This window comes from Varibaculum sp. (assembly GCF_008661855.1).
In the GTDB taxonomy this organism is placed as follows: Bacteria; Actinomycetota; Actinomycetes; order Actinomycetales; family Actinomycetaceae; genus Varibaculum; species Varibaculum timonense_A.
The window spans coordinates 1-13983 of sequence record NZ_RPZY01000049.1 but is presented as its reverse complement, the minus strand read 5'-3'; the positions used below and the strand labels follow the sequence as shown (position 1 = coordinate 13983).

Annotated in this window: 12 protein-coding genes; 5 read left to right on the top strand and 7 right to left on the bottom strand. The window is 50.7% G+C overall.

From position 1 onward, the window contains the following. Positions 1-63: 63 nt before the first annotated feature. Positions 64-597: a SprT-like domain-containing protein gene (locus QZT94_RS05870; protein ID WP_296761091.1), complete on the bottom strand. Its 534-nt coding sequence runs from the start codon at positions 595-597 to the stop codon at positions 64-66. Positions 598-642: 45 nt separating this feature from the next. On the opposite strand from QZT94_RS05870, the gene QZT94_RS05865 reads away from it, so the two are divergent. Continuing rightward, a complete protein-coding gene (locus QZT94_RS05865; RefSeq protein WP_270626333.1) occupies positions 643-1320 on the top strand; it encodes a TetR/AcrR family transcriptional regulator in 678 nt (225 codons plus the stop codon). Between the two features lie 83 nt (positions 1321-1403). Here QZT94_RS05865 and QZT94_RS05860 read toward each other — a convergent pair whose 3' ends face one another. Then, on the bottom strand, positions 1404-1934 hold the full coding sequence (locus QZT94_RS05860; protein WP_296761093.1) for a phosphoribosyltransferase: 531 nt from the start codon (positions 1932-1934) through the stop codon (positions 1404-1406). Between the two features lie 269 nt (positions 1935-2203). On the opposite strand from QZT94_RS05860, the gene QZT94_RS05855 reads away from it, so the two are divergent. Continuing rightward, a complete protein-coding gene (locus QZT94_RS05855; RefSeq protein WP_296761095.1) occupies positions 2204-2683 on the top strand; it encodes a low molecular weight protein-tyrosine-phosphatase in 480 nt (159 codons plus the stop codon). 762 nt (positions 2684-3445) lie between these two features. Here the strand turns inward: QZT94_RS05855 and QZT94_RS05850 are convergent. Next, entirely contained in the window at positions 3446-4927 is a 1482-nt protein-coding gene (locus tag QZT94_RS05850; protein WP_296761097.1) for an amino acid permease, read from the bottom strand. Between the two features lie 322 nt (positions 4928-5249). Further along, a complete protein-coding gene (locus QZT94_RS05845) occupies positions 5250-6980 on the bottom strand; it encodes an ABC-ATPase domain-containing protein (protein ID WP_296761098.1) in 1731 nt (576 codons plus the stop codon). A gap of 116 nt (positions 6981-7096) precedes the next feature. Between QZT94_RS05845 and nrdF the strand changes: the two genes are divergently transcribed. After that, on the top strand, positions 7097-8071 hold the full coding sequence (gene nrdF / locus QZT94_RS05840; RefSeq protein WP_296761100.1) for a class 1b ribonucleoside-diphosphate reductase subunit beta: 975 nt from the start codon (positions 7097-7099) through the stop codon (positions 8069-8071). A 344-nt stretch (positions 8072-8415) separates the two neighbouring features. On the opposite strand, the gene nrdE is transcribed toward nrdF, so the two are convergent. The 3 genes from nrdE to nrdH form a co-directional block, all read right to left on the bottom strand. Further along, positions 8416-10572, bottom strand: a complete 2157-nt coding sequence (gene nrdE / locus QZT94_RS05835; RefSeq protein WP_296761101.1) for a class 1b ribonucleoside-diphosphate reductase subunit alpha — start codon at positions 10570-10572, stop codon at positions 8416-8418. After that, the gene (gene nrdI, locus QZT94_RS05830) at positions 10557-10970 is read right to left on the bottom strand and encodes a class Ib ribonucleoside-diphosphate reductase assembly flavoprotein NrdI (RefSeq protein ID WP_296761103.1); all 414 of its coding nucleotides are present in this window, start codon (positions 10968-10970) and stop codon (positions 10557-10559) included. Before nrdI ends, nrdE begins: the two co-directional genes overlap by 16 nt. Before the next feature lie 140 nt (positions 10971-11110). Further along, positions 11111-11359, bottom strand: coding sequence for a glutaredoxin-like protein NrdH (nrdH, locus tag QZT94_RS05825; RefSeq protein WP_270626322.1), 249 nt, complete (start codon positions 11357-11359; stop codon positions 11111-11113). Positions 11360-12232: 873 nt separating this feature from the next. Here nrdH and QZT94_RS05820 point away from each other — a divergent pair. Both QZT94_RS05820 and QZT94_RS05815 read left to right on the top strand, forming a co-directional pair. Continuing rightward, positions 12233-12694 carry an S-ribosylhomocysteine lyase gene (locus tag QZT94_RS05820; RefSeq protein ID WP_072510714.1) on the top strand — a complete coding sequence of 154 codons (462 nt, stop codon included), beginning with the start codon at positions 12233-12235 and terminating at the stop codon, positions 12692-12694. A gap of 15 nt (positions 12695-12709) precedes the next feature. Then, positions 12710-13591, top strand: a complete 882-nt coding sequence (locus QZT94_RS05815; RefSeq protein ID WP_296761105.1) for a hypothetical protein — start codon at positions 12710-12712, stop codon at positions 13589-13591. The last annotated feature ends 392 nt before the right edge of the window (positions 13592-13983 follow it).

Genomic DNA, 13983 nt, shown 5'->3' with positions numbered 1-13983 from the left:
TCATCATTCAGTTTAAGGGTTAAACAGAGTGAAGTGGGTATTGCGCACTATCTTGTTTTGAACCTATTGTTTTCCAACTATCTTTCGCAGTTCTCGCAGGTAAGCAGGATGATGCCTAGGTTTTTCACCCCGGCACGTCCAAGCGAAAATGTTCTCTGCTTTAAAGTCACGAGAACATTTCGAACAGGCTAAAACCCGAGTGGGAGTGCGGAAACGCTCCACGCGATGACCGGCTTTACACACCCCTATCCAGGGCGCGGGGAGGGAGGGCGCAGTCGCGGGTAACGTACGTTCAGCTCGTCCTCCGAGATTTTTAACTGCCTGCTGCCAGCGCCGACCATGCCCCGCCCGTGACCCAACCAGGGCGTGAGCAACCTCATGTAACACGACTTCCCGCGCAGTAGCACAGTCATAAAGCGGTATCAGGTAGCGGGAAAAACTGATTCGTTTATCAGCAAAATGACACGCCCCTGCACGACGACGGGCGTGATCCACCCCGACCTCCCAATCCTGCAATCCGCAGGTATCAAGAGCGCGCCGTGCCAGTTGTAAAACCTCGTCCAAACTGCCTACTTTCAGAAAAGCCAGATAAACCATAAACTAGGGCTGTTCCCCTGAATCTTAACGGAGGCAAACTCCAATATGACAACATCACCGGGCAGACCACAGGCAGTGTCGGTCAGACGGACATTAACACGCGAAAAACTATTCGCTGCGGCACGTGAACTATTTGCCAACGAAGGACTAGGGAAAACCGGGGTGAAACCCCTATGTGAAGCCGCCGGTTTTTCACGCGGAGCTTTCTATTCTAATTTTTCAGCCTTTTCCGATTTTTTGCGTCAATACATTCACGGCGAATTTGCCCAGGTTTCTCGCCAGCTTTCCCAGGTACAAGCCCTAATCAAGGCATCTTTACCCCCGGAGGATAACCCCTCTACAGGTTTTTTCTTAACCTCCCATTGGTCACGGGTAGCGGCAGCCATTTCTGAAACCATGCTTTTTGAACGCGAATTCGTGCTGGTACTGACCGAACTACGGGTGTACGCAGCGCGAAATAGAGAATTTTTTCCGATTCTACGCCAAGAAATAACAGCCATTGAAGAACAACTAGCGCAAATAATTACCGGATACCTGCAAACTTTGGGTTTACGTCTACGCGTCGCCCCTCTAGATTGCGCATTCACCGTAATCGCTCTGTGGCAAGCAGACCTGATAAATCGATCCGGACAGGCAACTTCAGGACAAATAGTGCGCCCCTCTAGTCATTTCTTAGAAACTGCTCTCCCCTGCTGCCTGGCGGGAATGGTAGCGACAGAATAACCTGAGGGCTATACGCTAGGGAAAAGCAAAACCTAAAGCTCGTCCTAGTAAAGAGGAAACCCCCGGCAGCAAGAATCCTTGCTCTAATGCCCTAGGCTCGCGCCACTTACAGGAGGGAGCGTAGACCAGGGGAAATTAATCCACTTATCGGTATGTTTCAGCACATAATCAGGCTTAATAATCGACCGAGATTTTACGTAGATACAGGCGGAGCGTGCCTCAGAAACCGCGACTCGTTCGCCCTCAGATCCCGAGGGAAGCCCACGTTCACGAATCAGGCGCATCACCAAATCGAGGGTTTTACCAGAATCCGCCACGTCATCAACAACCAATATTCTTTTACCAGACAATGCGGAAACATCCATTAAAGGTGGAATCAGCACCGGTTCGGGCAAGGTTTCCTCTATATCGGTATAAAACTCTACGTTCATAGTGCCGATTGCTTTTAGCCCTAACGCATATGACAGCGCCCCGGCAGGAAGCAAACCGCCACGCGCAACTGCCACCACCAGTTCAGGCATCCATCCGGAATCAACTATATTTTGCGCGATTTGGCGGGTAGCGTCCCCGAATCCTTGCCAGGTAAGAACTTCTCTATTGGTGTTATCTTCCATGGAACTAGCCTAGTCATCTTTAGGCAAGATTTTGAAACTGTGGCTAATATTTTTCTGCCACTTCATAGCTGTTCTACTATCAACAGGCTAAATACTATTTACGAAAAAAGAGCTCCAATGTTGGGCATTAATCTCCGATTTTACCTGCCCATAAATATAAAGATATAAAGATATGAAGATAGCGGAGCGGATATCCCCTTACATACGCACTCGTTGCGCCAGTATTCAGGGAATCAGGGCTACCAAACTCACCGGCGAAAGGATTTAAGATGACTAAAATACTATTCGTTTGTACTGGAAACATCTGTCGGTCAGTAATGGCACAAGCCGTAGCAACCCAAAAGAGCGAAGAAGAAATGCTTGATAACCTGTTCTTTGATTCGGCGGGGGTGTCCGATGAGGAGCATGGTAACCTGCCAGATTATCGCGCGGTTCAAATCTTAGAAGAGCATGGTTGGCTAGTTCCTACCCATTATGCCCGCCAGATACAACCCAGTGATTTTGAGGATTTTGACCTACTGTTAGCTATGACCAGCGGGCATCAGCGCGCCCTAACTCGTATGGCGCAACGCTGGGGAGCTGATGAAAGCAAAGTCCGTCTATACCGCGAGTTTGACCCCGAAGGCGCTCCGGGTGATATGGAAGTTCCAGATCCTTGGTATGGTGGGGCACGCGAGTTCTCCGATACTTTGGAAGTAATTGAGCGAGTAACTCCGGTAATGCTGCAAGCCCTCTCCAGTCTCTCCTAGATATTCCCTCTAAGGGCGTAACCCACACCAAAGTTCGCATGACGTTAGCTCCCTTCACAGACAAAACCGCCCCCGCATCTGCAACTTCTAGGCATATAACCAGGCAACCACGCTCACCTGAGCAACTTTTCCGCCCTCCTGATTTCAGGAATGTGCGCCGTTTTCACCCTCCCGAGACAAAAGCACCCTCCCAATACCGGCAAAACGCCTCAATTACGACCACATTTCCCCTCTCGGGAGGGCGCAACCGCACCGGGAGGGTCAAAACGTCACCAAAAAAGAGGCACGGCAGGTAAATACGCGAAAGTAATGACAGAAGGGCGGGGGAAAGTTTGATCCGAGTAGGTGCGGTGGGCATAAGAATTTGGAAAACGCCGCCACGTTTTCCAAATTCTTGGGCAGGAGGACAAACTTTCCCCCGCACCCACAACTTCCAAACACGCAAAGGCGCGGCCGGTAAAAGATATGGGTTTAAGTACAGGAAAAGCAGGAGGAAAGTTTCTTCCAAGCAGACGCAGGTAGCAGTTTTATGCCGAAGGGTAGACACCCAAGCCACCAAGATTCCCTAGAATCGGATACCTGGTAATAAATCTAAATTTCGGTAAATTTTAGAGCGTTAAATCCGTGAAAATGCAAAGCACTTTTCACGGATTTCGGGGCGCGAGGCAAAAACCGCCCCCGCCGCGCGCGACACCCCTACAAAGCAGGTAATAGAGACCTCGGAATGCTTTTACCAAACCAGATGGCAGCAAAGCTAAACCATTAACGCTGCTGCTTGGCGAGGGAAAGTTCCCGGCGACGACGGGCAGCAAATTCGGCTTGAATTTTGGCGTTACGGGGGGTGCGCCGCATTAGGAACGACACGGCAGTAATCACTACAATCCAGACGACACTCGCTAGCATGGCATACAGGGTAGATTTATCTAGGGCGAGGACGAACACCATTCCCAGGATAAAAGCGCTGATTACGACTACCGAGAACAATCCGCCAGGCATGGCGAAAATCGATTTACGATGCAGATGGGGCAAGCGGCGGCGATACTCCACATAGGATGCAACAATCATTACCCATACGAACATAAACAATACGGAAGCTACCGATGTAACCAGGGTGAAAGCTTCCATGACGGTTCCCCCTACCGCCATTAAGGCGATGGATGTAAGCAGGAACAAACAGGTTACTATCAGGGCGTTTAAGGGCACTGAACGCCGGGAAAGGTTACGGAAAACCCGGGGGGCGTCGCTACGTAAAGCCATGGCGTACATCATGCGGGAAGTCGAGTAAACCCCGGAATTGCACGATGAAGCTGCGGAGGTCATTACTACTAGATTCACCAAAGAGGCAGCGAAAACTAGCCCTACTAGCGAAAACAATCCAACAAAGGGGGAAGTTTCAGGGTTAAGAGAGTCCCAGGGAGTTACCGACATTATCGCTGCTAACGCGAACACATAGAACAGTAGTACCCGAATCGGAATGGAGTTGATAGCTTTCGGTAATGATTTTTCGGGATCTTTAGTTTCGGCAGCGGTAGTGCCTACCAGCTCGATTCCTACGAAACTAAAAATAGCTAGTTGGAATCCGCCTAAGAATCCGGTGAAGCCGTTGGGAAAGATGGCACTGCCACTAACGCCTGGATGTGACCACAGGTTAGTCAAGGTAGCGCGTTGCCCATCTGGGGAGGTAAATCCCACTATAACCATTACCGCTCCGCAACAGATTAACGCAATTATGGCCACTATTTTTATCATCGAAAACCAAAACTCGGTTTCTCCGAATGCTTTTACAGTCATGGCATTTAGGGAAAACAGGAGCACTACCGTCAAAATTGCTGGTATCCATTGTGGTAGATGTGGCCACCAGAAACTAAAATAACCGGCGATAGCTATCACTTCTGCTGTTCCGGTCACAATCCAACATAGCCAGTATGTCCACCCCACTACGAATCCTGCGGTCGGACCTAGCAGGTCGGTGACGAAATCAGCGAAAGTTCCGTATTTGTGGTTGGAAAGCAACAGTTCACCCATACACCGCATTACCAGGTAGAGTACCGCACCAATAATGGTGTAGACCAAGAGAACTGACGGACCGGCGAGGTGGATAGTGCGCCCGGATCCCATAAATAATCCGGTTCCGATTGCCCCACCAATCGCGATTAACTGGATGTGCCGATTAGACAGGTTACGTTGTAATCCACCCGAATGACTTTGTATGATTTCATCAATATCTGCTGGTTTATTCGTCATTACTTTCCCTTACGCTAACCTGTTTTGTCTGCCTTGATTTTATGCGCATTTTCCCTCATGCAGTTAAGCGCGCTCACCTACCTCTCTTCCATTAGTTTCCCCAGAGGGCGATTAGACGGTACTAGACGCAGAGGAAAGTTTCCCCCGACAGGCGGGCGCGCGACCGGTCGGAAATGCGGGGGCGGTTTTTACCTCGCGCCCCGAAATCCGAAAAGCTTTGGCATTTCCACCCTCCCAATACCGGCAAACCGCCCCAATACCGACCACAATTCCCATCTCGGGAGGGCGCAACCGCACCGGGAGGGCGAAAATGTAGCGCGACTTAGGCGGAGCGGACTTTTAACTGCCGATAGCGACATAGAGCCGCGAAAATGTCTTGGAGGCGCGGCTCGGCTAAGAATGCCGGATAGCGTCCGGCAGCAAAAGCCTGCCAACTGGAGGAGTCAAATTCGGCTGCGAAGCGGTGACAAGCGTCTGCGATGGTTTCTTTGCCGTTAGCACTGGTGACTAAAGCCCGGACCGCATAGGCAATAGCTTCTGCTTGTCCGGGATCAACTACTTGGGCGAGGACGGAAATATCGATTTCTTCCCGGTTAAGACGCAAAGTGGCGGTGCCTTCCGCGCGAGTTTTTTCGCGCCGCCCCGCAGGTGGAGGCGGGCAGGATAGCAGGAGACGTTTGCGCACTGCCACCTGCGGCCACTCGGGGGCTGCACTATCCGTACTGCTTGCCGCGTCTTCTGCCCCGCTCACTTCCCGCGCCCTGGCTGTGGCATCGTAGGGCAGATAATTCTCAAGCAATAACACCTGGTCGGCTAAATCCAGGAAATCTCCCGAGCCACCCATCACCATAATCGTGGAGACTTCCAGTTCATCCCGAATACCTCCCACCCGATCAACAAGCGGAATAATTGGCTCTGTGCGCACTAGCTTCCGCATTCGACTATCACGTAATAGCAGGTTGGTGGCCGAGGTATCTTCGTCAATCAACAGCGCCCGCACTCCACACTCTATTGCTTCGCTAATCGCCGCTGCCTGGGAGGTTGATCCCGAGGCATTTTCCGTAACAAACTGCCGCGTATCACTTCCCCCCGGAAGAGATCCGATAAATAAAGAAATATCGGTGCCAGTTATCGCCCGCCCGTCCTCGGCACGTACCTTAACCGCATCGGGCAAAGTGGCTACCAGTTCGCGCCCATCCCCAGGAATATGGGGATACACCGAACGCTCCAAGGCTTCTAGCAAGGTAGATTTACCGTGATAGCCACCCCCTACAATCACCGTGATTCCTTTGGGTATTGCCATTCCGGATATTTTCCCGCTATAGGGCAGCTCTATAGTTTGCACCAGGGACGAGGGCGTATCCTCCCCTAATACCGTAGGTAGCTGGAAGGGAACCGCATCTTTCATCGGTAAATCACTAATACCGGAAGCCCGAGCCAGTAGCGCCCCATCAGCAACGAAAGCCACCCAGCCACGCTCATGAAGAATATTTTGCAACGCCACATGGTCTTTGAGGGTGTGAATATGGCGGGTGAGATCGGCTATATCGGGGCCGTCGTCCTCCCCAAAACATACGACCTTGTAAATCAGTTCACAAAGGTCATAGTCGAGGAAACGCGCAAAGTTGTGACCGAGAATCCGCCGCCCCGCTGCCGGGAAAGGAACCTGTAGGCGCAGCTCTATCCCTTGCGCATTTATGGTAACCGAGGAGCGCTGCAAGATTTCCTGCCCGACTGGCGCAATCCTCAGCTCTGAGCCTGTTTTTCCGTGTGAGCGCGCTGTACCAAAGATTTTGCGGGCGCGACGCGCCAAAAAGTCGGCGGTTGCTGTTCGACCTAGCTTGTCCTCAACCATTTCTGGGGGAATTTCGGCGGTTTCTAGCGGAACCAGCACCCGACAGGCTGAGGGCGGGGCAAAGGGGTCGGACTGCACCCGGTCAATACAGAAAGTGAAATCCCCGAAACTCCATTGCCCAATCAGCTGTTTATAGCCCCCATAGGAGCGCCCATCTAGCGATTTTGTTTTCTTGATAAGTTCATCTGCCTCGCGCATAGTTACCTATTCTAGCCGGGCAAAGATTTGCCTTGTAGACTAGCTAGTATCCTCAGCTGTTTTCCGATTTTTGGAAGAGGCTGCACGGTTATTTCAGAGGATGAAAGGAATTTTTCGTGACTGACAAGCTGAAACTGGCTGACACTATTCAGGCTATCAACTGGAACGATATTGAGGACGATAAAGATCTGGAAGTATGGGATCGGCTCACGGGGAACTTTTGGCTGCCCGAAAAAATTCCGTTGTCGAATGATTTGCCGTCCTGGAAGACTCTGAAACCGGAAGAACAGCTGATGACGAATCGGGTCTTTACCGGCCTGACTTTGCTAGATACTTTGCAGGGCACGGTGGGCGCGGTTTCGCTGATTCCGGATGCCCGCACCCCGCACGAGGAAGCGGTTTACACCAATATCGCTTTTATGGAGAGCGTGCACGCGAAGTCTTATTCTTCGATTTTCTCGACTTTGCTGTCTACCACCGAGATTAACGAGTCTTTCCGCTGGAGTGAAGAAAACGAGAACCTACAGCGTAAAGCCCATATCGTAGAAAAGTATTACCGGGGTGATGACCCTGAGAAACGTAAAGTGGCTTCCACCTTGTTAGAGTCTTTCCTGTTCTATTCCGGCTTTTACGCTCCCATGTATTGGTCGGCTCACGCCAAGCTGACTAACACTGCAGATTTGATTCGTTTGATTATCAGGGACGAAGCGGTGCATGGCTATTACATTGGCTATAAATACCAGCTCGCCGTTAATGAGTCCTCTCCGCAGCGGCAAGAAGAGCTCAAGGATTACACCTTTGACTTACTGACCGAGCTTTATGATAACGAAGAGTCCTATACCGAAGATTTGTATGATCCCCTGGGACTGACCGAGGACGTAAAGAAATTCTTGCGCTACAACGCCAATAAAGCCCTGATGAACCTGGGTTACGAGGCGCTATTCCCGGCGGACTCTACCGATGTGAACCCCGCGATCCTAGCGGCGCTTTCACCGTCGGCAGATGAAAACCATGATTTCTTCTCCGGGTCGGGTTCTTCCTACGTTATAGGGGAAATTGTTGATACCGAGGACGACGATTGGGACTTCTAATTCTTTAAGTGCAGCAGCGATTGTCCAATAGTAAATAGTTGCGGGTGGGGAAGATTTAGTTTTTCTTCCCCACCCGCAACCATCTGTTCGTTTATAAAGTATCTTTCTGTTCTAACGATTGCTTGTGTTTTGGGCTAATGCCCATTCGGGCATTAGCCCTGTGTTTTGAATCAGTAGGGAAAAATGCTCTGCTGGGGTCGGTTTTAGGAGGGCGGAACTGTCTTAGGAGGGTGGAATGGTCGGGGGATTGATTAAAACTGCTGGTAAGGTTTCGTAGAATCACCCTCCAGCGAGCGAACGACCCTCCAGGTGCATTACCGCCCTTATGGTGCTTTACTGAAGCCCTAGAGCATACAGGATACGCAGCCCTCGACCTCGGTTCCCTGGAGAGCGTGTTGGCGCAAACGCATATAGTAAAGGGTTTTGATTCCCTTACGCCAGGCGTAAATATAGTTCTTGTTTACCTCGCGGGTAGTGACCGTATCCGGGTAGAACAAGGTTAAGCTGAGCCCTTGGTCTACGTGCTGGGTAGCTACCGCATAAGTGTCGATAATCTTTTGCGGACCAATCTCGTAGGCGTCCTGGTAGTACTCTAGGTTGTCGTTATCCATATAGGGAGCCGGGTAGTAAACTCGCCCAATCTTACCCTCTTTACGAATCTCAATCTTGGCCACAATCGGGTGGATTGAAGAGGTGGAGTTATTGATATAGGAAATCGATCCGGTTGGGGGTACCGCCTGCAGATTCTGGTGATACATTCCGTATTCCCGGACGTCCTCCGCCAGTTTCTTCCAATCTTCGCTGGTAGGTACGTTGATGGATGATTTTTCTAGCAGCTGACGGCATTTTTCGGTCTTGGGAGTCCAGTCCCCGTTAACGTATTTTTCAAAATACTGCCCGGAATAATACTGCGAATCCTCGAATCCTTCGAAGCGTTCCCCGCGCTCTTTCGCAATCTTGCAAGAGGCTTTAATCGCTTCGAATGCCACGGTCATGAAATACATATTGGTGAAATCTAGGGCTTCTTCGCTGCCATAGAATACTTTTTCCCGCGCCAGGTAGCCGTGCAGGTTCATTTGCCCCAAACCGATGGCGTGGCTCATCGCATTTCCGCGCTCAATCGAAGGCACTGCGCGAATATTTGACAAGTCAGATACGCTGGTCAGGCCGCGAATCGCGGTTTCAATGGTGGCGGAAAAGTCCGGAGAATCCATAGTTTTCGCAATATTTAGCGAAGCTAGGTTACAGGAAATATCTTTACCCACGTGCTCATAGGTTAAATCTTCATTGAACTCGCTCTTTTCCGAGACCTGCAAGATCTCTGAACACAGGTTGGACATGGAAATCCGCCCCTTAATCGGGTTAGCGCGGTTCACGGTGTCCTCGTAAACGATATAGGGGTAACCGGACTCGAACTGGATTTCCGCCAGGGTCTGGAAGAAACGCCGCGCATCAATCTTCTTTTTGCGAATCCGTCCGTCCTCGACCATTTCCCGATAATGCTCGGTGATGGAAATATCGCTCATCGGTTTCCCATAGACCCGCTCTATATCGTAGGGGCTAAACAGGTACATGGGTTCTTTATTACGTGCCAGGTGGAAAGTAATATCTGGGATTACCACCCCCAAAGACAGGGATTTAATTCGGATTTTTTCGTCCGCATTTTCCCGTTTCGTGTCCAAGAATTCCATAATGTCGGGGTGGTGGGCATTTAGATAGACCGCTCCGGCACCTTGCCGCGCCCCCAACTGGTTGGCGTAAGAAAACGAATCCTCAAGCAGTTTCATTACCGGAACTACCCCGGAGGACTGATTCTCGATTTTCTTAATGGGAGCACCTGCTTCCCGCAGGTTAGTTAAGGAGAGGGCGACCCCTCCTCCTCGTTTTGAAAGCTGCAGGGCAGAATTAATACCCCGCGCAATCGATTCCATATTGTCCTCGATGCGCAGCAGGAAACAGGAAACCAGTTCCCCGCGGGCTTTCTTGCCCGCATTTAGGAAAGTGGGAGTAGCGGGCTGGAAACGCCCGGTCATGATTTCGTCTACTAGCTTTATTGCCAGTTCTTCATCCCCGCGTGCCAGGTAAAGCGCCACCATGCATACCCGATCCTCGAAACGTTCCAGGTAGCGTTTACCGTCGAAAGTTTTCAAGGTATAGGAAGTGTAATATTTGAACGCCCCCAAGAAGGTGGGGAAACGAAATTTGTAGGCATAGGCTCGCTTAAACAGGTCTTTAATGAACTGGAACTGGTATTGCTCCACGACTTCCTGTTCGTAATACCCCTGCTCTACCAGGTATTTCATTTTTTCTTCCAGGTCATGGAAGAACACCGTATTCTGGTTTACGTGTTGCAGGAAGTATTGGCGGGCAGCCGCCTTGTCTGCCTCGAACTGAATTTTCCCGTTTTTGTCATACAGGTTCAGTTCCGCATTTAACGCATGATAGTCCAGTTCCGGGGAGGGCGCGGTTTCTACTCCGGTGTCAGTTAGATTTTCTGCCAAAACTCACTCAGTCCTTTACGACATATCTCGACGTCCTGGGGGGTTCCCAGAAGCTCATACTTGTACATAAACGGGATATTTAATTTTTGGGCGAGGATATCGCCGGCAATGCAATACGCTTTCCCAAAGTTTGTGTTTCCGCTGGCAATAACTCCCACGCAGTGTTCGCGGTTGCTCTTTTCGTTTAAGAACTTGATTACCTGCTTGGGTACAGCCCCTTTGATGTTTCCTCCCCCATAGGTGGGTACCACAATCACGTAGGGCTCGTTTACATATAGGAATTCATCACGAGGACGCAGCGGAATCCTTTTATTACGAAAGCCGAGTTTTTCTACGAAGCGTTTAGTGTTTCCGGTTGCGGAAGAAAAATAGACTAGCAGGGGTTCTGTATTACTCACCTTTGACCTGCCTTACTGTTTTCGCTTCTCGCTACATACCTATTGTTACCTAAACGCGCTACCGCTACTGCCGAAATACTCTGCCTCTTAGTGCCGAGTAATTCGGTCGGTATCTGTTACTGCTTTAGGACGGAACTTCCTTAGGCGGTAGCTGCTGCGCGAGCTGCGATTGCTATTCCTTTGATTTTGTCGGGACGGAATCCGCTCCAAGAATCGGTATCAGTTACCACTACCGGAGCCTGCACAAAACCTAAAGACTTTACGTGCTCGAGAGCGTCCAAATCTTGGCTCATATCAATTTCTGCGTAAGAAATACCCTGTTTCTTTAGGGCGCGTTTGGTCGCATCACACTGTACACAACGGGGCTTGGAGTAAACGGTGACGGACATGTTTCTGCGCTCCTTAATTATGGTCTTCTTCGTCTGCGCTATTCAAAGAATAACACCAGTGTAGTTTTCGCGCCGATATTTTTCGGCGCTGAACTAAACACTACACCTAGTAGTTACCTAACGCTAATACCCCAAGATGGTGTGTTTGGGGATAACCGGTGGAAAGAGGGCGAATTTCTGGGGATAGCTTGGGGATGGCTGTGCTTTACTGCCGAAGCGTCCCCTGTCTGCCTGGCATTTAGACACTTTTCTCCGTCACGATGCTTGGTGAGCGATTCCACCAAAATTGTGGATAAAACTTTCCCTGGCGTGTCGAAAGTGTCGTGGCGCTTTCTCTTCAGTCACGAACCGCGCGGGGGCTGGATTTTTCCTTTCACAGTCGTCCGCGCACAGGGGCGGATTTTGCCTTGCGCCCCGAAATCCGGAAAATGCTCTGGCATTTTCACGGATTTAGTGCCCGGAGCCTACCCTGCGGCATAAATCCGCCCCTGCACGCTAGTTGCGTACCTTGCGGGATTCCCGTACCAGCCACAGCCCTTGCTCGGGGGAAAAGTTTTATCCGAGCAGGCTAGGTGGGCATCTGGCGGTTCTTGTTCTCACTGAGGTATTTACGCGGATGGTACCAGCGAGCGTGGAGCCTGGGTTTTATCCGAGTGGGTGCGGTGGGCATAAGAATTCGGAAAACGTCGCTACGTTTTCCAAATTTCTTGGGCGGGAGGAAAAACCTAGGCTCTGCGCGGAAATTACAGGAAAAACCTCGCCCCCGCAACCCGAGCTAGACCCGCAGCGCATACACACTACTCCTACGATGCACTGGGGAGATATATATCGATAAGGTGGTATCCAGAACTGCGATTAGCTAAGGAGAAAACTATGAGTGAACGCATGAACGTGGAATCTTTCAATCTTGACCACACGAAAGTGGCGGCTCCCTTTGTGCGGGTCGCAGACCGAAAGCAACTACCGGGCGGCGATGAGCTAGTCAAATATGATGTGCGGTTTTGCCAACCAAACCAAAAGCATTTAGAGATGAAAACTGTCCATTCAATTGAGCATCTGACCGCCGAACTGATGCGCAACCACACCGACAGGCTCATTGACTTTTCTCCTATGGGTTGCCAAACCGGGTTTTATGCCCTGATGTTGGGGGTAGAACCTGACGAGTTCGCCCAGCTACTGGCAAAGACTTTTGAAGATATCCAAAGCGCCCTTGCAGTGCCGGCCGCAAATGAACGTCAATGTGGCTGGGGAGCACACCATAGTCTAGAGGGCGCAAAAGCGGCTACTTCCCGTTTTTTGGCGGCGCGAGACAGCTGGAATCAGATTTACCGTTAAAGATTGGGAATACTTATGACAACTTGTGACACCGTAGTTATTTGCGCGGAGCTCACCGAGCTGGCTCCTTTGGTAAACCGTTCTTGGCTGAGAGAGTGCCTATCTCACCGCCACCAGGATTCTTACACTCCTGAGGATCCTAGGAAAGCGCTCCCTACCCCGGTAACAGAAGTTTCAGGTTTAGGTTTTTATCCCCTAGATTTTCCGGAAGTACCTTCCGGAATTCTCGCGGTTCAAAGCGGGGTGGGAACGGTTAATGCTGCCCGCGCTACCACTATCGCGATTGAGGTTCTTGGAGCTAAACAAGTGCTGTATTCGGGAACCGCTGGCGGTTTAGCTAAGGATAGCCAAGTGGGGGAAATTATTTTTGGCGACACTTATGTTTTCCACAGCGCTGATGCTACTGTTTTCGGGTATTTACCTGGGCAACTTCCGGGAATGCCGACCAGCTACTCTGGCGACCAGCGACTGCTGACTATCGCGGGTCACCGCCTAAAGGCTATGGGACAAAATAAGCGAGCGATAGCGGATTCTTTCATCACTCCACCAGATCAGACCCCAGGATTTATATCTCCTAGTGAGGAAAACCAAAGTTCCCAGGCATTTGCAGCTCTACAAGACGTGCCAGTTCGCTGTGGCACTATCGCGACCGGTGATTCATTTATCACCGATAAAAACGTTACTGAAATACGGGAAACATTCCCCACCGCCCTCGCCGCTGAAATGGAATCAGCAGCAGCCGCTCAAGTGTCATATTTATCAGACACCCCTTTCTTGGCAGTTCGCTGCATTTCTGACCTTTGCTCCCCGGATGGTCAAGATATTTATCATGGAAACTCTGCGGTTTGTGGAGCAATAGCAGCTGCCGCTACTATCTGCTTACTCCAATCCGCATAGCCTCTTACCCTGGGAAAATCCTGGATTGACCGCAATGGGCGGTTAAAGCGAAACTTTGAGCCCCATCAGATTAGCGCGTTAAGATTGGGGGACAACTTTAGGGAACGGTAGGAGAAAACATGGCCTTATCACGTAAGCGTCACCTTCAACTGATTATCGCAATACTGCTGGGGACGGCGCTATTGTGCACAGCGATAGCAATCGGCTTCGCCATGACTAGAAACACTAGCAGCAGTCAGCAGAAAGCAACTGCTTCTGCGTCCTCTTCAACGTCAAAAACTCAGCCCAGTCAGACCGTATCTCCTAGTTCCGACCCCACTACCACGTCAACTACTCCTCCCCCTAGCCCCCCCCCTCCTCGGGCCCCGGGTGAGTGCACTAAAGAAAAAAGG

Coding starts and splice junctions, on each gene's coding strand:
- nrdH (WP_270626322.1), bottom strand. CDS start 11,359: ATGTCCGTCACCGTTTACTCCAAGCCCCGTTGTGTACAGTGTGATGCG.
- QZT94_RS05850 (WP_296761097.1), bottom strand. CDS start 4,927: ATGACGAATAAACCAGCAGATATTGATGAAATCATACAAAGTCATTCG.
- QZT94_RS05860 (WP_296761093.1), bottom strand. CDS start 1,934: ATGGAAGATAACACCAATAGAGAAGTTCTTACCTGGCAAGGATTCGGG.
- QZT94_RS05865 (WP_270626333.1), top strand. CDS start 643: ATGACAACATCACCGGGCAGACCACAGGCAGTGTCGGTCAGACGGACA.
- QZT94_RS05815 (WP_296761105.1), top strand. CDS start 12,710: ATGACAACTTGTGACACCGTAGTTATTTGCGCGGAGCTCACCGAGCTG.
- QZT94_RS05855 (WP_296761095.1), top strand. CDS start 2,204: ATGACTAAAATACTATTCGTTTGTACTGGAAACATCTGTCGGTCAGTA.
- QZT94_RS05870 (WP_296761091.1), bottom strand. CDS start 597: ATGGTTTATCTGGCTTTTCTGAAAGTAGGCAGTTTGGACGAGGTTTTA.
- QZT94_RS05820 (WP_072510714.1), top strand. CDS start 12,233: ATGAGTGAACGCATGAACGTGGAATCTTTCAATCTTGACCACACGAAA.
- QZT94_RS05845 (WP_296761098.1), bottom strand. CDS start 6,980: ATGCGCGAGGCAGATGAACTTATCAAGAAAACAAAATCGCTAGATGGG.